The organism is Micromonospora sp. CNZ286 (assembly GCF_014207755.1).
Window position 1 is genome coordinate 1,198,768 of the sequence record NZ_JACHIZ010000001.1, and the last position, 22,349, is coordinate 1,221,116.

Annotated in this window: 16 protein-coding genes; 10 read left to right on the top strand and 6 right to left on the bottom strand. The window is 73.4% G+C overall.

Features of this window, described 5'->3' with window-relative positions:
• The first annotated feature begins 37 nt into the window (after window positions 1-37).
• The 3 genes from FHX31_RS05795 (at window position 38) to FHX31_RS05805 (ending at window position 7,025) form a co-directional block, all read left to right on the top strand.
• Window positions 38-3,385, top strand: coding sequence for an NACHT domain-containing protein (locus FHX31_RS05795; protein ID WP_184975358.1), 3,348 nt, complete (start codon window positions 38-40; stop codon window positions 3,383-3,385).
• Between the two features lie 40 nt (window positions 3,386-3,425).
• Window positions 3,426-3,791 (top strand): VOC family protein, encoded by a 366-nt coding sequence (locus FHX31_RS05800; protein WP_114921071.1) that lies wholly within the window; start codon window positions 3,426-3,428, stop codon window positions 3,789-3,791.
• A gap of 207 nt (window positions 3,792-3,998) precedes the next feature.
• Window positions 3,999-7,025 (top strand): carbohydrate binding domain-containing protein, encoded by a 3,027-nt coding sequence (locus FHX31_RS05805; protein WP_184975361.1) that lies wholly within the window; start codon window positions 3,999-4,001, stop codon window positions 7,023-7,025.
• 133 nt (window positions 7,026-7,158) lie between these two features.
• On the opposite strand, the gene FHX31_RS05810 is transcribed toward FHX31_RS05805, so the two are convergent.
• Window positions 7,159-7,707 (bottom strand): hypothetical protein, encoded by a 549-nt coding sequence (locus FHX31_RS05810; protein ID WP_013475680.1) that lies wholly within the window; start codon window positions 7,705-7,707, stop codon window positions 7,159-7,161.
• 181 nt (window positions 7,708-7,888) lie between these two features.
• Between FHX31_RS05810 and FHX31_RS05815 the strand changes: the two genes are divergently transcribed.
• Complete coding sequence (locus FHX31_RS05815) at window positions 7,889-8,782, top strand: Vgb family protein (RefSeq protein ID WP_184975364.1); 894 nt, start codon at window positions 7,889-7,891, stop codon at window positions 8,780-8,782.
• 66 nt (window positions 8,783-8,848) lie between these two features.
• Here FHX31_RS05815 and FHX31_RS05820 read toward each other — a convergent pair whose 3' ends face one another.
• A complete protein-coding gene (locus FHX31_RS05820; protein ID WP_221488452.1) occupies window positions 8,849-9,730 on the bottom strand; it encodes a S66 peptidase family protein in 882 nt (293 codons plus the stop codon).
• Window positions 9,731-9,842: 112 nt separating this feature from the next.
• On the opposite strand from FHX31_RS05820, the gene FHX31_RS05825 reads away from it, so the two are divergent.
• Window positions 9,843-10,610 carry a type 1 glutamine amidotransferase gene (locus FHX31_RS05825; RefSeq protein ID WP_123111279.1) on the top strand — a complete coding sequence of 256 codons (768 nt, stop codon included), beginning with the start codon at window positions 9,843-9,845 and terminating at the stop codon, window positions 10,608-10,610.
• A 2-nt stretch (window positions 10,611-10,612) separates the two neighbouring features.
• Window positions 10,613-13,636 (top strand): bifunctional [glutamine synthetase] adenylyltransferase/[glutamine synthetase]-adenylyl-L-tyrosine phosphorylase, encoded by a 3,024-nt coding sequence (locus tag FHX31_RS05830; RefSeq protein WP_071098238.1) that lies wholly within the window; start codon window positions 10,613-10,615, stop codon window positions 13,634-13,636.
• A gap of 185 nt (window positions 13,637-13,821) precedes the next feature.
• On the opposite strand, the gene FHX31_RS05835 is transcribed toward FHX31_RS05830, so the two are convergent.
• The gene (locus FHX31_RS05835) at window positions 13,822-15,546 is read right to left on the bottom strand and encodes a hypothetical protein (protein WP_184975366.1); all 1,725 of its coding nucleotides are present in this window, start codon (window positions 15,544-15,546) and stop codon (window positions 13,822-13,824) included.
• 36 nt (window positions 15,547-15,582) lie between these two features.
• On the opposite strand from FHX31_RS05835, the gene mptB (FHX31_RS05840) reads away from it, so the two are divergent.
• Window positions 15,583-16,995: a polyprenol phosphomannose-dependent alpha 1,6 mannosyltransferase MptB gene (mptB, locus tag FHX31_RS05840; RefSeq protein ID WP_221488016.1), complete on the top strand. Its 1,413-nt coding sequence runs from the start codon at window positions 15,583-15,585 to the stop codon at window positions 16,993-16,995.
• Between the two features lie 11 nt (window positions 16,996-17,006).
• Window positions 17,007-18,488 carry a polyprenol phosphomannose-dependent alpha 1,6 mannosyltransferase MptB gene (gene mptB / locus FHX31_RS05845; protein WP_184975369.1) on the top strand — a complete coding sequence of 494 codons (1,482 nt, stop codon included), beginning with the start codon at window positions 17,007-17,009 and terminating at the stop codon, window positions 18,486-18,488.
• Here mptB (FHX31_RS05845) and FHX31_RS05850 read toward each other — a convergent pair.
• Together FHX31_RS05850 and glnA are read right to left on the bottom strand one after the other, a co-directional pair.
• On the bottom strand, window positions 18,478-19,017 hold the full coding sequence (locus tag FHX31_RS05850; protein ID WP_013475688.1) for an ATP-binding protein: 540 nt from the start codon (window positions 19,015-19,017) through the stop codon (window positions 18,478-18,480). The two genes, mptB (FHX31_RS05845) and FHX31_RS05850, sit on opposite strands and share 11 nt — an antisense overlap.
• 164 nt (window positions 19,018-19,181) lie before the next feature.
• On the bottom strand, window positions 19,182-20,606 hold the full coding sequence (gene glnA / locus FHX31_RS05855) for a type I glutamate--ammonia ligase (protein WP_013287749.1): 1,425 nt from the start codon (window positions 20,604-20,606) through the stop codon (window positions 19,182-19,184).
• 183 nt (window positions 20,607-20,789) lie between these two features.
• On the opposite strand from glnA, the gene FHX31_RS05860 reads away from it, so the two are divergent.
• Window positions 20,790-21,191 carry an RDD family protein gene (locus tag FHX31_RS05860; RefSeq protein ID WP_041784213.1) on the top strand — a complete coding sequence of 134 codons (402 nt, stop codon included), beginning with the start codon at window positions 20,790-20,792 and terminating at the stop codon, window positions 21,189-21,191.
• A gap of 61 nt (window positions 21,192-21,252) precedes the next feature.
• Here FHX31_RS05860 and FHX31_RS05865 read toward each other — a convergent pair whose 3' ends face one another.
• A complete protein-coding gene (locus tag FHX31_RS05865) occupies window positions 21,253-21,942 on the bottom strand; it encodes a DUF4191 domain-containing protein (protein ID WP_013287747.1) in 690 nt (229 codons plus the stop codon).
• A 213-nt stretch (window positions 21,943-22,155) separates the two neighbouring features.
• On the opposite strand from FHX31_RS05865, the gene FHX31_RS05870 reads away from it, so the two are divergent.
• Window positions 22,156-22,326, top strand: coding sequence for a hypothetical protein (locus tag FHX31_RS05870; RefSeq protein ID WP_013475691.1), 171 nt, complete (start codon window positions 22,156-22,158; stop codon window positions 22,324-22,326).
• The last annotated feature ends 23 nt before the right edge of the window (window positions 22,327-22,349 follow it).

Consider the following 22,349-nt stretch of genomic DNA (forward strand, 5'->3'; position numbering starts at 1 on the left):
ATCCTGGTGGGTCTGCCGTCCCTGGGGAGGAACGCCGGTGCCCGACACGCTCAGCTATGCCGACGCCGTGCGCCTGCTCGGTGGCGAGAAGAGCAGGGTCGTCGACTGGTTCGACAAGCTGACCGGGGGCGCCTTGCTGGTCGCGTCGGTGCCGGTGCCGGCGCTGCTGGGCATCTTCGACGCCAAGGCGGAGTTCGTCCGGCTCGGCCACGAGCTGGTGCGCACGGCGTCCGAGAAGCGCTCCGGACTGTCCCGGTACGGGCGGACGCAGCGGCTGGAGGCCGCGCACGCCGTGATCGCGGTGACCGCGTTCTTCGAGGCGCTCGACGGCTTGGGCCTGCCGTTCGACCTCGGGGATCTGGCGATCGACCGCGCCGACCAATTGCATCTGGCCGGCGTCCGGCACGCCGCGGACGACCTCACCGCGGCATTGTTCGCCACGACGGCGCCAGCACCCGGCCCGCACCTGCCGCAGCCGGCGCTGCGAGCGGCGCTCGTCGACTGGTACGCGCGCCAGGCCGACGCGTTCCTCCGCTTCCTCCGCGGGCTGGCGACCGGAGACGCGCTCTCCGACGCGAGCCGGCGGATCACCAAGCGGGCCCTTGCCGGTCTCCCTGCGGTCGCCGTCGACCGGTACGTCGACCTGCTGCACCGGCTCGCCGTGGACTTTCCCGAGGTGTCCTTCTGGATCGAACTGCACGAGCACGAGGCCACCCGGGTCGAGGTCCGCCGGTTGTCACTGGGCCTGGCCGACCTGCACCGGGCCCTGGCTGAGCTGTCCACCGGTTCGGCTCCGGAGGGGCCGCGGGTCGGCCTCACCGCCGCGTACACCGCCGAGCTGGCCCGGCCGATCATCCGCTCCGGCGATGTGCCGGCCGGGCTGACCGTGCCGACGCTGGGCGAGGCGTATGTGCCGCCGCTGTGCCGGATCGCCGACCTCGACCGGGCCGCGCGGCCCAGCGACGAGAGCTGGTGGGACGACCGGCCGGACCGCGACGACCTCTGGCAGGCGCTGGTCGTTCACTTCACCTCGCCCGGGGCCGTCCGGGCCCCGTTGCTGGTGCTCGGGCAACCCGGTTCGGGCAAGTCGGTGCTCACCCGGATCATCGCCGCCCGGCTGCCCGCCGCCGACTTCCTGGTAGTTCGGGTGGTGCTCCGCGACGTGTACGCGGCCGGCCAGATCCAGGAGCAGATCGAACAGGCGGTGCACGCCGACATTGGCGAACGCGTCGAGTGGCCGACGCTGGTCCGCTCGGCCGGCGGCGCGCTGCCGGTGGTGCTGCTCGACGGCTTCGACGAGCTGTTGCAGGCCACCGGCGTCAGCCAGACCGACTATCTGCGGCGAGTGGCCGAATTCCAACGGCGGGAGGCCGACCAGGGGCGGCCGGTGGTGGTCGTGGTGACCAGCCGTACCAGCGTGGCCGACCGCGCCCAGCCGCCGGCCGGCACAGTGGCGGTACGCCTGGAACCGTTCGATGCGCCCCGCATCGACGCCTGGGTGGGGACCTGGAACCGGGTCAACGCCATGGCGTTCCGGGCACCGGGTACCCGGCCGCTCGACCCGGCCACCGTGCTGTCGCACCGGGACCTCGCCGGGCAGCCGCTGCTGCTGCTGATGCTGGCGCTCTACGACGCCGAGGGCCACGACCTGCGCCAGGCCGGCGAGCTGCGCCGCAGCGAGCTGTACGAACGGATGCTGCGCCGCTTCGCCCGGCGGGAGGTGGTCAAGCAGCGCGCCGGCCTGCCCGAGCCGGAGCTGGACCGGGCGGTCGAGGAGGAGCTGTCCCGGCTGGCGGTGGTGGCCTTCGCGATGTTCAACCGGGGCGTGCAGTGGGTGAGCGCCGCCGAGTTGGACGCCGACCTGGCCGCGCTGCCCTTCGGCGGGTCGACGGCGGGTCGGCGCGACGAGCTGCGCGCCCCGCTGGGGCCGGCCGAGGTGGTGCTGGGCCGGTTCTTCTTCATCCATCGCGCCCGGGTCAGCGACGAGGAGCGGCGCCGCGAGACGTACGAGTTCCTGCACGCCACGTTTGGCGAGTACCTGGTGGCCCGGCTCACCGCGCAGGTGGTCGACGATCTGGTCAAGCGGCGTGGGGCGGCCAGTCTCCCGCTGACCGGCGAACCGATCGAGGACCACCTCCTGCACGCCTTGCTCTCGTACGCGGTGCTCAGCAGCCGGGCCACCGTGCTCGGCTTCATCGAGGAGAAGCTGCGCGACGATCCCTACCGGGTCGCCTGGGTCGACCTGCTGGCGGGATTGTTCCGGGCCGCGCCCTACGTGAGCGGCCGCCGTCTTTTCGACGACTACCGCCCCCGTCGGCTGCGGCAGCCCGCGCGGTACGCCGCCTACACCGCCAACCTGTTGCTGCTGGTCCTGGTGGCGGCGCGGGAGACCGTCGGACGCAATTTGTTCCCAGAGGATTCGGTGGCCGAGTGGCGGGCCCAGGTGGGGTTGTGGCGGTCCCAGCTCGCGCCTGAAGAGTGGCAGAGCGTCAGCGACCTGCTGGCGCTGGAGCGGCTCGGGACGGGGTCGGACCGGGACGTCCGGCTGTGGCTGGACGGCGGGCTCACGGTGCCGCCGGACGCCGACCCGGTCTGGGCGCTCGGCGCGTCGCGGGAGGCGTATGCGGATGGCCTCGGACTGCCGGCCGAGCTGCTGACCCGGGTCCGCCGCGCCGCCCACCTCGCCTGTGACATCGACGGGGCGGTGCTGGTGGGCGCGCTGGAGCCGGTGTTCGACAAGCTCGTTACGGCGCTGGCCCTGGTCGCCGGTCCGGACTCGGGCGGCGCGTCGTCCGCCGCGCACGCGTTGCTCGATGCGTGGCTGCTGCCGTTGCGCGCGGCGTCAGATCAGGAGCGGCGGCGGGTGTATTTGCGGTGTGTGTTCCTGGCCGAGCGCGGCGCGGACGTGGTGCCCTACTGGGACCGCGGCGCCTTCCTCCGCCTGCTGCTCGACCGGGTAGCCGGCGACCGCGAGGCGTCCGCCGAGGTGGTGGCCGACGTGTTGGAGGCAGTCTGTCGGCTGGATCTGCTGCCCTTCACCGACATCTCGGCAGTGCTGCTGTCCTGCGTGCACCGGGTGCTCGGCGTGGACCGGCGGGTCGACCGGCGGCTCGTCGCGGTCGTCGAGGCGGCGGCGAGGATTCCCCTGCCGCCGCACGAGTCCCCGCTGGACGAGGTGGCTGCGGAGATAGCCGTTCGGCTGCACGAGACCGGCGTGGAGACCATCCCGATCGGGGCGGCGCTGCTCAACGACGTCGACCTCCGATACGGAGAGCGGCGGCCCGACCTGGTGCGCCGCCTGGTCCCGCTGGTGGAGGATCCGCCGAATCTGACGCCGAAACTCCGACAGCACGTTGTCGGGGACACCCCCGAGGCTGATTCCTGACGACGCCGGCCGACCGCCGGCGCGAACCTCAGGAGGATGCATGTCCAGCACGCCCGTGACCTGGTTCGAGATCGGCTCCGACCGCCCGGACGAGGCGCAGCGGTTCTACTCCGAGCTGTTCGGCTGGAGTTTCGACGAGCAGGGCGGCCCGGGCCTGTCGTACCGGCAGACGACGGCCGGCGGTGAGCGCGGGATCGGCGGCGCGATCCGGGACACGGACACCGGCAACTACGCGATCTTCTACGCCGAGGTGACGGACGTGCCGGAGACCTGCCGCCGGGCGGAGGCGACCGGCGGCACCGTTCTGACGGCCCCGGTGACCACGCCGACCGGTCTGGTGCGTGCCCTGCTGCGCGACCCGTCGGGCAACCTGCTCGGCGTGTTCACCCCGCCCGCCGAGGGCTGAGCGCCGCGCCCCTGCTCCCGGCCCGGCCGGTCGCCGGCCGGGAGCAAGTCGTTGCGGGCCGTGCAATCCGTTACGCCCGTGTCTACTGTGAACCACTGGTTTCGTGGAATCGAAGCTGGTAACTTCCTGGCACCACGCGTCGCAAGTTCTTGCAACGCCTTCATCCCCTTGCGCCCGTCGTGCGGGCGTGGGTGTCAGGAGAGCGCCATGAGGGGCACCACCACCAACCGCCGCCGGTGGGGAGCGCTCGCGCTCGCCGCCGGCGTGCTCGCCGCGCTGCTGCCGTTCACCGCCGCCGCGGCGGCGAACACCGTCACCGTCTACTACCAGTCACCGGCCGCCTGGGGCGCGTCCGTCAACATCCACTACGGCGTGGACGGGCAGGCATGGACGCCGGTGCCCGGCGTGCCGATGGACACCGCCTGCGCCGGCTGGCGTCGCAAGACCGTCGACCTGGGCGCTGCCACCGGCGCCCAGGTCGTCTTCACCAACGGCAGCGGCGTCTGGGACAACAACAACGGCGCCAACTACCGCCTCGGCGCCGGCACCGTGACCGTCGCCGCCGGCCGGATCGGCACGGGCGACCCGTGCGCCACCCCGTCGCCGTCCGGCACCCCGACTCCGAGCCCGTCCGCCACTGTCGCGCCGAGCCCGACGCCGGGGAACACCGCCGAGGTCTGGTACCACCTCACGCCGCGCGGCTGGACCGCCGCGAACCTGCACTACCGGCCCACCGGCGGCGCCTGGACCACCGCGCCGGGCGTCGCCATGGAGGCGCGCTGCGCCGGCTGGGCCCGCCGGATCGTCGACCTCGGCACGGCCACCGGCCTGACCGCCGCGTTCAACAACACCGCCGGCGCCTGGGACAACAACGGCGGCGCGGACTACACCCTGGGCGCGGGGCGCAGCGTCGTCGACAACGGTCGGGTCACCGCCGCCGCCGCGGACCCGTGCGCGCCGGTCGCCCCGGACACCACCCCGCCGTCCACGCCGGGCGGCCTCACCGCCGTCGCCGACGGTCTGGCGGTCACCCTGACCTGGACCGCCGCCACCGACGACCGGGGCGTCACCGGGTACGAGCTGACCCGCACCGGGGGAGCCGGCGGCACCACGGTCACCAGCGCCACCACCCGGCACGTCGCGTACGACCTGCGGCCCGGCACCGCGTACACCTGGACCGTGCGGGCCCTGGACGCGGCCGGCAACCGGTCGGCGGCGAGTGCGCCCGCCTCCGCGACCACCGGCGCCCCGCAGACCGGCGGCACCCCGCTCGGCGGCGACCCGCGCGAGGACACCATCTACTTCGTGATGACCGCCCGGTTCGCCGACGGCGATCCCACGAACAACCGCGGCGGCAGCCAGCACGTCGCCTCCGGCAACGCGGCCAACGACGACCCGATGTTCCGGGGCGACTTCAAGGGGCTGGTCGACAAGCTCGACTACATCAAGGCGCTCGGCTTCTCAGCGCTCTGGATCACCCCGGTCGTGCTCAACCGGTCCGACTACGACTTCCACGGCTACCACGGCTGGGACTTCTACCGGGTGGACCCGCGGCTGGAGAGCGCGGGCGCCTCCTACCAGGACCTGATCAACGCCGCGCACGCCAAGGGCATCAAGATCTTCCAGGACGTGGTCTACAACCACAGCTCCCGGTGGGGTGCCAAGGGCCTGTTCACGCCCACCGTCTACGGCACCCGCGACGACCAGTGGAAGTGGTACTACGACCAGCCGCAGGCCGGCCGGGAGTACGACCCGATGGTCGAGGCGACCGGGAACGACCCGGCGCTCACCCCGGCGCAGAACGCCAAGGCCAAGGGCCGGCCCTACAACGGCGACGTGTGGTCGTCCGCCGCGCCGGCCGGCAACCAGTGCCTGAACTGGGGTACGCCGACCGGCGGGCGCAGCCCCGAGGGCTACACGCTCTACCAGTGCCAGTGGCCGGTCCCGACCAGCAAGCTCTTCCCCGCCGACAAGTACCACCAGTGCTGGATCGGCAACTGGGAGGGCGAGGACTCACGCAGCTGCTGGCTGCACGAGGACCTGGCCGACTTCAACACCGAGAACGCCGCCGTGCAGCAGTACCTGATCGACGCGTACAACCGGTTCATCGACATGGGCGTGGACGGCTTCCGGATCGACACCGCCGTGCACATCCCCCGGGTCACCTGGAACCGGCGTTTCCTGCCCGCCATCCAGCAGCACGCGGTCGCCCGGTTCGGCGAGAAGGGCAAGGACTTCTACGTCTTCGGCGAGGTGGCCGCGTTCGTCAACGACAAGTGGAACCGCGGCTCGGTCAACCACTCCGCGCAGTTCTTCACCTGGAAGGAGCGCAAGGAGTACAGCCCGGACGACGTCCGCGCCGCGATCGAGCAGTACGACCACGAGCAGCTGCTCGGCCCGAACGGGCAGCCGACCACCGACAACGCGTTCCTGCGCGGCAACACGTACCACGCGCCGGACCGCTCGCAGTTCTCCGGCATGAACGTCATCGACATGCGGATGCACATGAACTTCTCCGACGCCGGCAACGCGTTCGGCAACGGGAAGGACTCCGACGACAGCTACAACGACGCCACGTACAACGTGGTCTACGTCGACAGCCACGACTACGGGCCGAACAAGTCCTCCACCCGGTACACCGGCGGCACCGACGCCTGGGCGGAGAACATGAGCCTGATGTGGACGTTCCGCGGCATCCCGACGCTCTACTACGGTTCGGAGATCGAGTTCCGCAAGGGCGCCCGGATCGACTGCGGGCCGACCTGCCCGCTCGCCACCACCGGGCGGGCCTACTACGGCGACCACCTGGCCGGCAGCGTCACCGCCGCCGACTTCGGGGTGGTCGGCTCGGCCGGCGGGGCGGTGGCCACCACGCTCGCCCAGCCGCTGGTCAAGCACGTGCAACGGCTCAACCTGATCCGGCGGGCAGTGCCGGCCCTGCAGAAGGGGCAGTACTCGACCGAGGGCGTGAGCGGCGCGATGGCGTACAAGCGGCGCTTCACCCAGGGCGCGGTGGACAGCTTCGCGCTGGTCACCGTGTCCGGCGGCGCCACGTTCCGCGGGGTGCCGAACGGCCGGTACGTGGACGCGGTCACCGGCGACGTGAAGACGGTCACCGACGGCACGCTCACCGCCGCGGCCGGCGGCAAGGGCAACCTCCGGGTCTACGTGCTCGACCTCCCCGGCAACCCGGCGCCGGGCAAGATCGGCGCGGACGGGCCGTACCTGCGCTGACACGGGCGCGGCGGGGTGGCGGTGCGAGTGCACCACCACCCCGCCGCGGTCCGAGGGGATCAGGCGTGGGTGGCCCCGCCGGGCGCCGGCCAGGAGGAGGGAACGGCCGGTGAGGGGCGGCGGGGCCACCGCGTCACTTGCCGCCCTGGCCCTCCTGCTCGGCCTCGGCGCCCTGGTCGGCCTTGCCCTCCGGGCCGCCCTTGTCGCCACCCTTGCCGTGGTGGCCGGGCCTGCCGTCCGGGCCGCCCTTGCCCGGGCCCGGGAACACGCCTGCCTCGGCGGCCTTGAGCACCGCGTCGGCCTGCTCCTGGGTGAGCTTGCCGTCGGTGACGGCCTGGTCCAGCCGCTCCTTCAGCGCGGCCTGCCGGTCCTCGGTCGACGGCCGCTCCGGCCGCTCCGGGCGATCGCCCTGGCGCTGCTCGTGCAGCTTCTCCAGCGCCGCGGTGACCTTGTCGGTCGAGACGCCCAGCTCCTTGGCGAGCGCCTCGGCGAACTCGGCCTGCCGGTCGGCGTGCTTCTGGCGGCGGTCGTCACCCTGGTCGGTGGTGCTGCTGGCGCTCGAAGACGGGTTCGGGCTCTTGTCGTCGGCGAGCGCCACCGTCGGGGCGGCGATCCCGACGCCGAGCACGCCGGCGGCGGCCAGGCCGGCCAGCAGGTGCTTCTTCGACATCGTGCGGATCATGCGATTCTCCTGTTCGGTGGTGGTGCGATGACGTCACCGACAGTGGTCGCCGGAACTGAGGGCCACCCGTGGCGAACCTGTCAGCGAGCTGGCAATCCCGTCCGGAAAGCCCGAATTATTCGTGTTGCCGGGGCGTCGGAGCGCCCGCCAGGCTGGGCGAAACCCGACGGAAGGCCACTCGATGACACAGCCCGCCATCCGCGAGATCCCGCTCACCGGGCCGGGCTCCGGGCCGTACTCGATCACGGTCGGGCCCGACGGCGCGCTCTGGCTGGCGCTGGCCGGCTCCGGCGGCGTCGCCCGGCTCGGCCTCGACGGTGAGGTACGGACCTACCGCGACGACCCGCCCGGCAGCCGCCCGCTGATCATCGTCGGCGGCCCCGACGGCGCGCTCTGGTACACCCGCTCGGGCGACGACCGGCTCGGCCGGATCACAGTCGACGGCGAGACCGGCTCGGTGGCGCTGCCGCCCGGCTGCGGCCCCTGCGGGCTGGTGGTCGGTGCGGACGGCGCGCTCTGGTACGCCGGCATGAGCGACGACACGATCGGCCGGGTGAGCGTCGACGGGGAGGTGACGTCCTTCCCGCTGCCGGTGACCAGGGGTTTCCCGTCGATGCTGGCGGCCGGGCCGGACGACGCGCTCTGGCTCACGCTCAACCAGGCGAACGCGATCGCCCGGGTCGGCCTGGACGGGTCGGTGACTGTGCATCCGCTGCCCACCGAGGCGGCCGGGCCGGTCGGCATCACCCAGGGCGGTGACGGCGCGCTCTGGTTCGTCGAGATCGTCGCCGGGCAGATCGGCCGGATCACGCCGGACGGGCGGATCGACGAGTTCCCGCTGCCGGACCGGGCGGCGCGCCCGCACGCGATCGTCGCCGATCCGGCCGGTGGTTGCTGGTTCACCGAGTGGGGCGCCAACCGCATCGGCCACGTCGACCCGGACGGCCACATCACCGCCCACACCCTGCCCACCCCGGCCTCGGAACCCCACGGCCTCACGGTCACCCCCGACGGCGCGGTCTGGGCGGCCTTGGAGATCGGCGCCGTGGCCCACCTCACGCCCTCGCCGCGTTGATCATGAGGTTGGCGGCAGTAGTGGATCTCTGAACTGCCGCCAACCTCATGATCGCCGGGGTGGGCCTCAGCCTTGGCGGACGGCGGCGGTTGCCGTCAGGGTGCCTGTGGTGGCGTCCAGGGTGGCGGGGGTACCCACCGGGACGGTGAGCTGGTTGGGGCCGTGGCCGATGGGCAGGCCGCCGAGGACCGGCACGCCCAGGTCGCCCAGGCGGTCGGTGAGCACGTCCACGACTGTGGTGTCCCAGCCGTCCGCGCACTCGGTGAACTGGCCGACAGCCACCCCGGCGATCCCGTCCAGCGCACCGCAGCGGCGCAGGTGGGTGAGCATCCGGTCGATCTTGTACGGCGGCTCCTGCACCTCCTCGACCAGCAGGATCGCCCCGGTCAGGTCGGGCATGTCGGGGGTGCCGATGGACGCGGTGATCAGGCACAGGTTGCCGCCGAGCAGCCGGCCCTCGGCCCGGCCGGGCACCCGCACCGGGAACGTCTCCTCCGCCTCGACCGCCGTCACAGTCACCGGCTCGGCGCTGGTCAGCGCGGCGTGCAGCGACTCCGCCGAGCGGATCGGCGTGCGCTCGTCCCGCCACGCGGCGCCCGGCCCGTGCACCCCGGCCAGGCGGGCGCCCCGCCAGAGCGCGAACTGCAACGCGGTGATGTCGGAGAACCCGGCCACCACCTTCGGATCCCGGCGTACCGCCGCCATGTCGATCAGGTCGACCACCCGCTGCGCGCCGTAGCCGCCCCGGGTGCAGATCACCCCGCGGATCTCCGGGTCGGCGAACGCCGCGTTCAGGTCCGCGGCCCGCAGCGCGTCGTCGCCGGCCAGGTAACCCCGCCTGGCGTACGCGTTCGGCGCGGGCACCGGCCGCAGCCCCCAGCCGGTGAGCAGCTCGATGCCGCGGGCCACCCGTTCGGGACGGGTCGGCCCGGACGGGGACACCAGCATCACCGCGTCGCCGGGACGCAGGGCCGGTGGGCGCAGGCAGTCGTCAGGCACGATCGGAGCCTAGGGCCTGCCGGACCGTGCCCTGTCGGGCGTACCGGTTAGCCTCGACGTCGTGGCGACCGCGCTGGTGATCGAGAACGACCCGACCGACGACCTCCGCCGCCTGGGGGAGTGGCTCACCGAAGGGGGCCTTGAGCTGCGCGTGCTGCGTCCGCACGCCGGTGACCCGCTCCCCGGCGACCTGGAGGGGTACGCCGCGCTCGTGGTGCTCGGCGGCGACCAGCAGGCATACCCGGGGCCCGACGGCGGCCCCGGCGCGCCCTGGTTCCCGGCGCTGGAGGGGCTGCTGCGCAAGGCGGTCCGCGGGCGCGTGCCCACGCTCGCCGTCTGCCTCGGCGCGCAACTGCTGGCCACCGCGCACGCGGGCCGGGTCGAACGCAGCCCGTCCGGTCCGGAGGTCGGTCCGGCGCTCGTCGGGCGGCGCGACGCCGCCGAGGACGACCCCCTGTTCCGGTACGTGCCGCTGATGCCCGACGTCCTCCAGTGGCACGCCGACGAGATCACCGAACTGCCGCACGGCGCGACGCTGCTCGCCGCGTCCACCCGCTACCCGCACCAGGCGTTCCGCCTCGGCGACCGGGCCTGGGGCCTGCAGTTCCACATCGAGTGCGACACCGCGATGATCGCCGAGTGGTCCCGCGACTCGGCCGTGCTGGCCGAGCTGGGCTACGACCCGGAGCTGGTGGTGGCGGCCTGCGACCGGGTGATGGCCGACGTCGAGGAGGCGTGGCAGCCGTTCGCGATCCGGTTCGCCGCGCTCGCGCTCGGCGAACTCGGCGACGACAACCCGCGCCGCAGCCTGCCGCTGCTCGGGGCCTGACGGTGACCCGGCCGGCCCGCGGGCGCCTGGCCCGCTACGGATTCGCCGAGGGCGACGGCGCCACCCGCGCCGCGGACCTGCTCGGCCCGGACGGGCTCGCCCTGTGGCGGCCCGACACCCAGGAACCCGCCGACGAACGCGCCGCCGAACTGCTCGCCGCGCTGTCCCGCGCCGCCGACCCGGACCTGGCCCTGCGTCAGCTGCACCGGCTGGTCGAGTCCGAGCGGCGCTCCGGCGACGAGGTGGCCGTACGCGACGCCCTGGCCGCCGACCCCGGGCTGCGCCGCCGGCTGATCGCGGTGCTCGGCGCCTCGTCCGCGCTCGGCGACCATCTGGTCGCCAACCCCGGGCAGTGGGCGGTGCTGGCGACCGAGCCGGACGGGCTCGCCCCCACCGCGGAAGGGCGGCTCGACCTCGGCGTCGCCGCCCGGCTCACCACCGTCACCGGCGCGGTCCCGCTGCTGCGGCAGGCGTACCGGCTCGCGCTGCTGCGGATCGCGGCGGCCGACCTGACCGGCGGGCGCGGCCTGGAGCAGACCATGGCGGCGCTGTCCGGGCTGGCCGACGCCACGCTGGCCGCCGCCTACGACATCGCCGCCGACGAGCTGCCGGAGGGCACGCCGCGCCCCCGGCTGGCAGTGGTGGCGATGGGCAAGTGCGGCGGCGACGAGCTGAACTACGTCTCCGACGTCGACGTCATCTTCGTCTCCGCCACCGACGACGACCTGCCCGCCGCGACCCAGATCGCCACCCGGCTGATCCAGATCTGCGGGCTGGTGGCCTGGCCGGTCGACGCGGCGCTGCGTCCCGAGGGCAACCGGGGGCCGCTGGTGCGCACGCTCGCCAGCCACCTCGCCTACTACAAGCGCTGGGCGCGCACCTGGGAGTTCCAGGCGCTGCTCAAGGCCCGCCCGGCCGCCGGGGACCTGGAACTCGCAAAGGAGTGGATCGACGCGCTGGCCCCGCTCGTGTGGACCGCCGCCGAACGCCCCGAGGCGGTCGAGGACGTCCGGTCCATGCGCCGCAAGATCCTCGACAACGTGCCGCCGAAGGAGCTGGAACGCGAGATCAAGCGCGGCCCGGGCGGGCTGCGCGACATCGAGTTCGCCGTCCAACTGCTCCAGCTCGTGCACGGCCGGGGCGACGAGTCGCTGCGGGTGCCGGGCACCGTGCCGGCGCTGCGCGCGCTCGTCGCCGGCGGCTACGTGGGCCGCGCCGACGGGGAGGCGCTCCTGCGCGGCTACCGCTTCCTGCGCGCCGTCGAGCACCGGCTCCAGCTCCAGGCCCTGCGCCGCACCCACACCGTGCCGACCGAACCGGCCGCGCTGCGCTGGCTCGCCGCCGCGCTCGGCTACGCGGCCACGCCGGGCCGCAGCGCCGTCGAGGAGTTCCGCGCCGAGTGGGTCACCCACGCCACCGAGGTACGCCGGCTGCACGCCAAACTGCTCTACCGGCCGCTGCTCGAATCCGTGGCCCGCGTACCGGCCGAAGGGCTGCGCCTCACGCCCGAGGCGGCCCGGCACCGGCTGGAGGTGCTCGGCTTCGCCGACCCGGCCGGCGCGCTGCGGCACCTCCAGGCGCTCACCGGCGGGGTCAGCCGGACCGCCGCCATCCAGCGCACGCTGCTGCCGGTGCTGCTCGACGAGTTCGCCGACGCCCCCGAGCCGGACCGCGGACTGCTCAACTACCGGCAGGTCTCCGACAAGCTCGGCAGCACCCCCTGGTACCTGCGCCTGCTGCGCGACTCCGGCCCGGTGGCGCGCCGGCTGGCCCGGGTGCTGTCCTCGTCCCGGTACGCGGCCGACATGCTGGCCCGCGAACCGGAGGCGCTGCGGCTGCTCGCCGAGGACAGCGAACTGACCCCGCGTCCACGGGAGACGCTCGTCGACGGCTTCGCCGCCGCTGCCGCCCGCCACGACGACCCGGTCGAGGCGATCCGGGCGGTCCGCGCGCTGCGCCGCCGGGAACTGGTCCGGATCGCCGCCGCCGACGTGCTCAGCCGCGCCGGTTCGCTCGCCCCGCTCACCCCGCGCCCGGTCGGCGGCGGGGAACGCCGGCCCACAGTGGTGGACGTGACGGCTGTCGGCACCGCGCTGTCGCACGTCGCCGACGCCACGCTGGCAGCCGCGCTGCGCGCCGCCCGTACCGTCCACCCCGGACCGCCCGGCCTGCGCTTCGCGGTGATCGGCATGGGCCGGCTCGGCGGGTACGAGTCGAACTACCTCTCCGACGCCGACGTGCTGTTCGTCTACGACCCGCCGCCCGGGGTGGAGGAGAGCGCGGCGAGCGCAGCAGCGCACGCCATCGCCGAGGAGTTGCGCCGGCTGCTGTCCGCGCCCGCCCCCGACCCGCCGCTGGGCGTCGACGCCGACCTGCGCCCCGAGGGCCGGCAGGGCCCGCTGGTCCGCAGCCTGGCCGCGTACGCGCAGTACTACGCGCGCTGGTCCCGCGTGTGGGAGGCGCAGGCGCTGCTGCGGGCCCGGTTCGTCTGCGGCGACGCCGACCTGGGCGCCGAGTTCGAGGCCATGATCGAGCCGGTGCGCTACCCGGCCGAAGGGCTGAGCCGCGAGCAGGTGGTCGAGATCCGGCGGATCAAGGCGCGGGTGGAGACCGAGCGGCTGCCCCGGGGCGCCGACCCGGCCACCCACACCAAGCTGGGCCGGGGCGGGCTCGCCGACGTCGAGTGGGCGGTGCAGTTGCTCCAGCTCCGCTACGCCGGTCAGGTGCCCGCCCTGCGCGGCACCCGTACGCTCGACGCCCTCGCCGCCGCCCGCGACGCCGGGCTGCTCGACGCCTCCGACGCCGCCGAGCTGGCGGCCGGCTGGACGCTCGCCGCCGAGGTGCGCGACGCGCTGATGCTGGTACGCGGCCGGGCCGGTGACCAGTTGCCCCGGCACGGGGTGGAGCTGGCCGGTGTGGTGCGGCTGCTGGGGCGCGAGGACCAGGGCGAGTTCCTCGACGAGTACCTGCGCACCGGCCGCCACTCCCGCACAGTCGTCCAGCGAATCCTGGAGTCCCCCCTCTAGACCCGAGTCCGGATGCCGGCCCGGGTGCCACGGCGTGCCGGGGCCTCGCTGACCTCCTTCGCTGCTCCTCTACCGAGGCTTGTCCCGACACGCGAGCCATGCGTTCCGCATCTCGGGAGCGCCGAGAGATCTTGGTAGCAAACGGCCCCTATGAGGGCCTTTTCGTACCAAGATCTCTAGCCGGGTCAGCTCGTGAGGGTGTAGGTGCCGGGTTGGGGGACCGTTACGGTGGTCCACTTACCGGCTCGGGTGACCGTGGCGCCGTTGGAGACGGTGAGCCAGCGGTCGTGGCGTACCCGGATCGGGATCGGGCCGGGGGCGAGGGCGCGGAACGTGATCGAGGCGCCGTCCTGGCTGATCAGCTCACCGGGCGCGCCGACGATCGGGGTGGGTTCGGCCACCGCGTACAGCTTCCAGTGCCGGTTCGACCAGACCTCGGTCAGGTACGGCTGGCCCAGCTCGACCAGCTTCGCCTCGGATCGCCCCACCCAGGAGAACTCGGCATCGGGCACTGCCACGTACTGCACCGCGTTGTCGGCCAGCCAGTCCCGGTAGGTAACGGAGGTCAGCGGAATGCCGGTGCCGTCCGCGCCGGGCACCGTGGTGAAGAACAGCGGGTTGCGGTCGATGTCGGCCTGGCGTAGCCAGCCCCGGGCCAGCGGCACCTCACCCATCCGGGCCGCCTCCCAGTAGTTGCGGGTCGGCGGCACCTCCACCCGTCCGGTGAGCCCGCGCCGGGCCAGTTCCGCGCGCAGCGGAGCGAAGTACGCCGGGTCGGCCGTCGGATCGTCGGCGCTGCGCAGGTCGGCGGTGACCACCGGCGGCTGCCACCAGCAGACGACGGCGAGCAGGGCGGCAAGCCCGGCCGCTCCGACAGCGCGGCGGGACCGACCCTGGCCGAGCCGGCCAATGCCATGCGCGTCGCTGTCGGGACGGCCCGCACCGAGTCGGCCCGCGCCGAGTCGGCCGCCGAGGCGGCTCGCGGTGAACCATGCGGGGGGCGTCGCCGCGGCGGCCAGCAGCGGCAGCGCGAACATCACCACCAGGCGGGTGGCGTTCAGCCCGACCGGTGTGTGCAGCAGCGCCGACGCCAGCACCCCGGCCGCGGACAGCAGCGCGCCCACCCGCACCGGCCGGTACGCCACGAGAGCCGCCACGACCAGGCTCGTCACCACGGCGTGCACGGTGTCGGCCGTGCTGATGTTCATCCAGCCGCCCTCGCCGAACAGCAGCCCGGTCACCGCCAGCGGCACCGCGGCCGGTACGGCGAGCAGCAGGCCGTCGGCGTACCGGCGGGACAGCAGCAGCGCGACGCCGGCGAGCCCGACGAACAGCCCGGCCACCGGGCTGGCCGCCGATGCGAGCAGCGCGGCGGCACCGGCGGCGACGGCCGCCCAGACGTTCCGGCCGCCACCGGCAGCGCCGGGACCGGCCGGCCCGGCAGCGACACCATCGGCAGCGGCGGCGGCGAATCGGGTGCGGCGGGCGGGGACCGTGAGCGCGAGCAGCGCGGCCAGGCCGAACGCGACGCCGAGGGCGTACGTGACCCGGCCGGACACCAGGTTGCCGGCGATCGTGACCACGCCGACCAGGCTGCCGAGCAGCGGGCGGGGCACCCGGGTGCGCACCAGCAGGGCGGCGAACGCGGTGGCGGAGGCGAGCAGGGCGAGCGCGCCGGTGACGCGTACCCCGAGCAGTGCCATCAGCGGCGGCGAGACGAGGCTGTAGCCCCATGGGTGCACGCCGCCGTACCAGCGCAGGTCGACCAGGGCGGCCCCGTGGTCGGCGAAGAAGCCGGCGCGGGCGACCTGCGCGGACAGGTCCGAACCGGTGGCCGGCAGCGTGAGGTAGAGCACGGCGAGGACGAGCGCCGACACGGCGGAGACCGCCACCACCCGACCGCCCCGCATGCCCACCTCCTGATCGCGAACCACCGTACTGGCAGCATGTCCGACGTGCCTCACCACCTCTCGCGCTGGATCGGCCTGGCGGGTTCGGTGCTGCTCGCCGTGGCCGCGTTCCTCGGTGGCGCCCTGCCCGACGGCGAGTTGCGTCCCACCCCGGTCAGCATCTGGCAGGGCCCGAACGGGCCGCTGATCATCGGGTTGTGGCTGATCGGCACCGCGCTGCTGGCGTGGGCGTGGTGGTCGCTGCGGGACCGGGTGCCGTCGTCCCGCTGGGTGCTGGTCACAGTCGCGCTCTGGCTGGCACCGATGCTGGTCGCGCCGCCGCTGGGCAGCCGCGACGTGTACGCGTACGCCTGCCAGGGCGCCAGCTTCTCGGCCGGAATCAACCCCTACGAGCAGGGCGTGTCGGCGCTGCCCTGCCCCTGGCTGGACACCATCTCCTACATCTGGCGGGACACCCCGGCGCCGTACGGGCCGCTGTTCGTGCTGCTCGCCGGTGCGGTGGTGGAGGCCGCCGGTTCGCTGCTCGCCGCCGTCGCGCTGTTCCGGGTACTCGCCGTGGCCGGGGTGGCGCTCACCGCGTGGGCGCTGCCGGTGCTGGCCCGCCGGTGCGGGGTGCCGCCGCGGCGGGCGCTCTGGCTGGCGCTGGCGAGCCCGCTGGTGCCCGTGCACCTGGTCTCCGGCGCGCACAACGACGCGCTGATGATCGGCTTACTGGTCGCCGGGCTGGCGGTGGTGGCGGCCCGTCCGGGCCGGCCCGGACCGCTGCTCGCCGGTGGGGTGCTGCTCGGACTCGCCGCCGCCGTCAAGGTCACCGCGCTGGTCGTGATGCCGTTCGCCGCGCTGGCCGCGATCGTCGGGGCGTACCGGATCAGGACGCTGGTGCGCGACGGCGGGTGGGTGGTCGGCGGCTCGCTCGCCGCGCTCGCCGCCGTGACCCTCGCCTCCGGGCTGGGGCTGGGGTTCGTCGGCGGGCTGGAACAGGGCGGGCTGGTGGTGGCCTGGACGTCGCCGCCGACGGCGGTGGGGCAGACCGTCGGCTACCTGCTCGCGCCGTTCGGCGTGCACGTCGACGCGCTGCCGGTGACCCGGGCGATCGGCATGGTCGTGCTGGTCGCCGTGCTGATCTGGCTCTGGTTCCGGTCGTTCCGTCGCGGTGAGCCGTTCTGGCACGCCGGGCTGGCGCTGACCGCCACCGTCGCGCTCTCCCCGCTGTTCCACCCTTGGTACTGGCTGTGGCCGCTGGCCGTGCTCGCCGCCACCGCGCACCGCACGCTCTGGTTCTCGATCGTCACAGTGGTGTCGTCGTTCCTGGTGCTGGCCGACGGCACCGGTTTACCCCGGTACACCAAGATGCCCGGTGCGCCCTTGATGACCCTGTTCGTGATCGGGGTGGTCGTGTGGTTGGTACGGTCGGCTCGCAAGGGCCGGCAGCCGGTTCCCGTGGACTGAGGAGTGTGCCGGTGAGCGAGCCCGACGGACCCGTCCGGCCGATCGCCGCCGGTCTCGCCCGCTACACCGGCCTCGCCGGTGCCGTACTGCTCACCGTCGCCGGATGGCTCGGCGGCGCGCTACCAGCCACACCACCGCGCGGCACGCTCGCCGCGATCTGGGCCGCACCGCACGGGCCGGTGACGCTCGGCTGCTGGCTGGCCGGGACGCTGCTGCTGGTGGGTGCCTGGTGGTCGCTGCGGTGGGGCGCCCCGTCCGGCCGGTGGGCGTACGTGACCGCCGGGCTCTGGTCGCTGCCGCTGCTCGCCGCGCCGCCGATCGGCAGCCGCGACGTCTACTCGTACGCCTGCCAGGGCTGGACGTGGACGCAGGGGCTCAGCCCGTACCGGGTGGGGGTCGCGGCGGCCGGCTGCCCGTGGACCGACTCGGTGTCGCCGATCTGGCGGGACACCCCGGCGCCGTACGGGCCGTTCTTCGTGCTGCTGGCCGGGCTCGCGGTTCTCGCCGGTGGCGGCCTGATCGGGACGATCGTGGCGCTGCGGCTGGTCGCGGTGGCCGGGGTACTGCTGGCCGCGCTCTGCCTGCCCGGCCTGGCCCGCGCCGCCGGGGTGCCCACCCGCCGCGCCGCCTGGCTGGTGCTCGCGTGCCCGCTGGTCGGGATCCACCTCGTGGCGGGCGCGCACAACGACGCGCTCGCGCTCGGGCTGCTCCTGCTCGGCCTGCTGGTGCTGGTCCGCCTGCCGGGCAAGCCGCGCGCGCTGCTGGTGGCCGGCGTGCTGCTCGGCCTGGCCGTGGCGGTGAAGGCGGTCGCCGTCGTGGCGCTGCCGTTCGCGGCGCTCGCCGCCGTGCTCGGCCGCTACACCTGGCGGGCGCTGCTGCGCGACGGCGGGCAGCTGGCCGCCTCGGTGCTCGGCACGCTGCTGGTCGTGTCGCTCGCCACCGGCCTCGGGCTGGGCTGGGTGGAGGGGCTCGGCCACAGCGGCGACTCGCAGCAGTGGACCTCCCCGCCCACGGCCGTCGGGTTCGTGATCGACTACGCCGGTGAGCTGGCCGGGCTACAGCCGCAGGCGGTGCCGGTGGTCCGGGCGGTCGCGCTGGTGCTGCTCGCCGGGACGCTCGTCGCCCTGTGGTGGCAGGCGTGGACGGCGCTGCGGCGGCTCAACGACACCCGGCAGCGGGTGGCCCGGCTGACGCTGGCCCGCCCCCGGGTGGCGCTGCTCGGCGCGGGGCTGGCGCTCGCCGCCACGGTGCTGCTCGCCCCGGTCTTCCACCCCTGGTACGCGATCTGGCCGCTGACAGTGCTCGCGGTCGCGGCGGTGCCGCTGGCCCGGCAGGTCTGGTTCGTGGCGCCCTGCGCGGTCGCGTCGGCGCTCACCCTGCCGGACGGATCCAACCTGGCCCGGTTCAGCAAGGCGCCGGGCGCGGTGCTGATGACGGTGCTGGTGGTGGTCGTGGCGGTCGTGTGGACGTTCCCACGCGGTTCTAGGAGATGAAGGCAGGCCAGCGGTGCCTGCGCCACTCGTCCCAGGTGGCGAACCCGGCCGGTGGATCGTCGACAGGTTCACTGCCGTCCAGTTCCCCCGGCGTCGGGATGCTCATGACGGCAGCCCACGTGGCGAGTTCCTCGTCGGACATGTGCCAGGTCGTGTGCGGCTCCTCGGCCTGCCGCCGGTCAAGCCGTTGCCGCTGCTCGGCCGGTGTGAGCTGGAAGTAGCGCATCGTCACCGACGCTCCGAGGTCGGCTGCTGCCTGTCGTAGAGCCGAGCGCTCATCTCGGCCCCAGAGGCCGAAGTCGATGACGACGTTGACGCCGAGTTCGAGCGCCCGCAGCGCGATCTCGATGAGCCGTCCCTCGATGACGTCCGAAGCCGACGGCGGGTTCGCCAGCCCGTAGAGGGCCTTCACCCACTCGTCCTTCGTCAGACGAAGGGCCTTCTCCTCGACCTCTATGCGCCGCGCCTCTGTGGTCTTCCCGGTGCCCGGCAGTCCTACGGTAAGGAACAGCGTCGGTCGTGTTGTCATCACTACCCCTACGAGCGGTCGCCTCATCATCGCTGACATCCGGCCATGCCACGATCAGCACGCGACCGCTCGACACGAAACGGCGGCCACGCCGGCTGTGAGCCGGCATGACCGCCGTCCGTCAGGTCGGACCCGATTCGTGCGGGTCGGCGCCTTGATCTACCTCAGCAGTCGAAGTACATCGCGAACTCGTGCGGGGTCGGGCGCAGACGCACCGGGTCGACCTCGTTGGCCCGCTTCCAGTCGACCCAGGTCGAGATCAGGTCCGGCGTGAACACGCCGCCGTCGAGCAGGTAGTCGTGGTCGGCCTCGAGCGCGTTGAGCACCTCGGGCAGCGAACCCGGGACCTGCTTGACGTCGCCCCACTCCTCCGGCGGCAGGTCGTACAGGTCCTTGTCGATCGGCGCCGGCGGCTCGATCTTGTTCTTGATGCCGTCCAGGCCGGCCATCATCATCGCCGAGAATGCCAGGTACGGGTTGCTCGACGGGTCCGGCACCCGGAACTCGACGCGCTTGGCCTTCGGGTTGCTGCCGGTCACCGGGATGCGGGTGCACGCGGAGCGGTTGCGCTGCGAGTAGACCAGGTTCACCGGCGCCTCGAAGCCCGGCACCAGACGACGGTAGGAGTTCACCGTCGGGTTGGTGAAGGCGAGCAGCGACGGGGCGTGGTGCAGCAGGCCGCCGATGTACCAGCGGGCGGTGTCGGACAGGCCGGCGTAGCCGGTCTCGTCGTAGAACAGCGGTTCGCCCCCACGCCACAGGCTCTGGTGGGTGTGCATGCCGGAGCCGTTGTCACCGAACAGCGGCTTCGGCATGAACGTGGCGGTCTTGCCGGCGGCCCAGGTCTCGTTCTTGACGATGTACTTGAACAGCTGGAGCTGGTCGGCGGCGTGCAGCAGCGTGGAGAACTTGTAGTTGATCTCCGACTGGCCGGCGGTGCCGACCTCGTGGTGCGACCGCTCGACCGTGAAGCCGCCGTCGACGAGACGCCGCACGATCCGGTCGCGCAGGTCGGCGTAGTGGTCCACCGGCGGCACCGGGAAGTAGCCGCCCTTGTACGCGGTCTTGTAGCCGCGGTTGCCGCCCTCCTCGATCCGGCCGCTGTTCCAGGCGCCCTCGATCGAGTCGATGTAGTAGAACGACTGGTGCGCCGAGGTCTCGTGGCGGATCGAGTCGAAGATGTAGAACTCCGCCTCGGCGCCGAAGTAGGCGGTGTCGGCGATGCCGCTGGCCGCCAGGTACGCCTCGGCCTTCTTCGCCACGTTGCGCGGGTCGCGGGAGTACGCCTCGCGGGTGAACGGGTCGTGGATGAAGAAGTTGAGCGCGAGCGTCTTCTGGGCCCGGAACGGGTCGATGAAGGCGGTGGCGACGTCCGGCAGCAGGAGCATGTCGGACTCGTGGATGGCCTGGAAGCCGCGGATCGAGGATCCGTCGAAGGCGAGGCCGTCGGTGAAGACGCTGTCGTCGAACGACTCGACCGGCAGGTTGAAGTGCTGCATCACGCCGGGCAGGTCACAGAAACGTACGTCGACGAACTTCACGTCCTCGTTGGCGAGGTATCGCAGGAGTTCCTCGGAATTGGCGAACACACGTCCTCCTGGCAGGTCCACTCCGTTAGCTGGCTACTGGCGACGCTATGGCCGGGGGGTTGCCCGGCCGTGTCTCGTCTGTTTCCGCCGTGTTACGTCGCTTGCGGAGCGTCATCCCGGCACCCTCTGGTGCCGAATGTCGTATTTTTCGTCAGGGGTCGCGGCGGCGCTACCCTGGCCGCTGTGACCGATACCGCCGCCACACCGGTGCCGCCCGCCACCGACCCCGCGTTCACCCCGCCCAGCCTCGGCCGCCGCTTCGGCGCCCTGATCATCGACTGGGTGCTGTGCCTGATGGTCGCCCGGGCCTTCTCCGACCCGGTGCGCGACGGCTGGCCGCCGGTCCTGGTGCTGATCCTGGAGTACGGCTTCTTCATCGGCCTGTTCGCCCAGACCCCCGGCATGTACCTGACCCGGCTGCGCTGCGTGTCCTGGGCCGACGGCGGCCGGATCGGGCCGCTCCGCGGACTGCTGCGCGGCTTCCTGCTGGCCCTCGTGGTGCCGGCGCTGCTGATGGACGAGCACCGGCGCGGCCTGCACGACCGGCTGGCCGGGTCCGTCGTCACCGACGCCCCGCGCCGCTGACCCGCACGAGAAAGGAGCCGGCCCCGCACGGGACCGGCTCCTTTCTCGCGTACGCCGGAGGTCAGCGACCCCGGGTCTGCCGGAACGCGCCACGCGCCGGCCGCATGTTCTTCGGGATCGCGCCCTTGGGCATCTGCGGCCGCGCGGTGAGCGCCTTGAGCCGCTTGTCGAGCGCGTTGACGTCCTTCGGGGACAGGGCGCGGGGCAGCCGCATCAGCGTCATCCGCAGCTTGCGGACCGGCAGCTCACCCTCGCCCTGCCCGATCACGTAGTCGTGCAGCGGGGCGGTGCCGATCACCTTCGCCAGGCGGCGCTTCTCCTGGCCGAGCAGGCCGCGTACGCGCTGCGGGTTGCCCTCGGCCAGCAGGATCACGCCCTGCCGGCCCACCACCAGGTGCACCATGTCCATCTGGGTGGTGGAGCTGACCGCCGGGGTGACCCGCCAGTCGCCGCGCATGCTCTCCATGATCTGCGCCGCCGCGCCCGGCTGCCCCTCGGCGGCGTTCATCATCGCCTTGTTGGACCGCAGGTTGAGCACGATCAGCACGGCGAGCAGGGCGAGCAGGATGCCGATCGGCAACCAGATCCAGCCCCAGGCGATCACCGCGACCACGGTGAGCGCGAGCGGGATCAGCACCGCCGCCGCGGTCAGCGGCGCGAACCACTTGTCCTGCTTGGCGGTGAACCGGAACACCATCCCGATCTGCTTCAGCCGCTGGCCGAACGAGACCTTCTCCTGGGGCTTTGCCATACCGCAGAGTCTAGTGGTCGGCGCGCACCCCGTTGATCCGTGGCCGCCCCCTGCGCCGAGGGCTGAGTACCTTACCGCCGCGCCGTCCCGAATCGGCCCGCCGGTAAGGAGGCCGGACGGCCGAAGATCAGGCGGCGTACCCATGCCCCGGGGGCACCTTCGCGCGGAGAGTCGATCTCGACAGGGACACACCGCACGACAGGGAGATCCGAGATGTTCGGCAACGACGCAGACCTCATCCTCAGCATCCACCGCAGCCACGCCGCCGAGCTGCAGGCCGACGCGGCCCAGGACCGGCTCGCCCGGTCGCTGCCCCGTCGGCACCCGCGCGGCTGGCTCAGCCGCCGCCAGCACAACGCCCACCCCGCCGACGCCCGCCGGTGACCGCACCGGCGGCCGTCGCCGGG

What these genes read in the sequence shown, in the direction of transcription:
- FHX31_RS05800 (WP_114921071.1), top strand. Translation starts at nt 3,426, where the DNA reads ATGTCCAGCACGCCCGTGACCTGGTTCGAGATCGGCTCCGACCGCCCG.
- FHX31_RS05805 (WP_184975361.1), top strand. Translation starts at nt 3,999, where the DNA reads ATGAGGGGCACCACCACCAACCGCCGCCGGTGGGGAGCGCTCGCGCTC.
- FHX31_RS05810 (WP_013475680.1), bottom strand. Translation starts at nt 7,707, where the DNA reads ATGATCCGCACGATGTCGAAGAAGCACCTGCTGGCCGGCCTGGCCGCC.
- FHX31_RS05815 (WP_184975364.1), top strand. Translation starts at nt 7,889, where the DNA reads ATGACACAGCCCGCCATCCGCGAGATCCCGCTCACCGGGCCGGGCTCC.
- FHX31_RS05820 (WP_221488452.1), bottom strand. Translation starts at nt 9,730, where the DNA reads ATGCTGGTGTCCCCGTCCGGGCCGACCCGTCCCGAACGGGTGGCCCGC.
- FHX31_RS05835 (WP_184975366.1), bottom strand. Translation starts at nt 15,546, where the DNA reads ATGCGGGGCGGTCGGGTGGTGGCGGTCTCCGCCGTGTCGGCGCTCGTC.
- mptB (WP_221488016.1), top strand. Translation starts at nt 15,583, where the DNA reads ATGTCCGACGTGCCTCACCACCTCTCGCGCTGGATCGGCCTGGCGGGT.
- FHX31_RS05850 (WP_013475688.1), bottom strand. Translation starts at nt 19,017, where the DNA reads ATGACAACACGACCGACGCTGTTCCTTACCGTAGGACTGCCGGGCACC.
- FHX31_RS05865 (WP_013287747.1), bottom strand. Translation starts at nt 21,942, where the DNA reads ATGGCAAAGCCCCAGGAGAAGGTCTCGTTCGGCCAGCGGCTGAAGCAG.
- FHX31_RS05870 (WP_013475691.1), top strand. Translation starts at nt 22,156, where the DNA reads ATGTTCGGCAACGACGCAGACCTCATCCTCAGCATCCACCGCAGCCAC.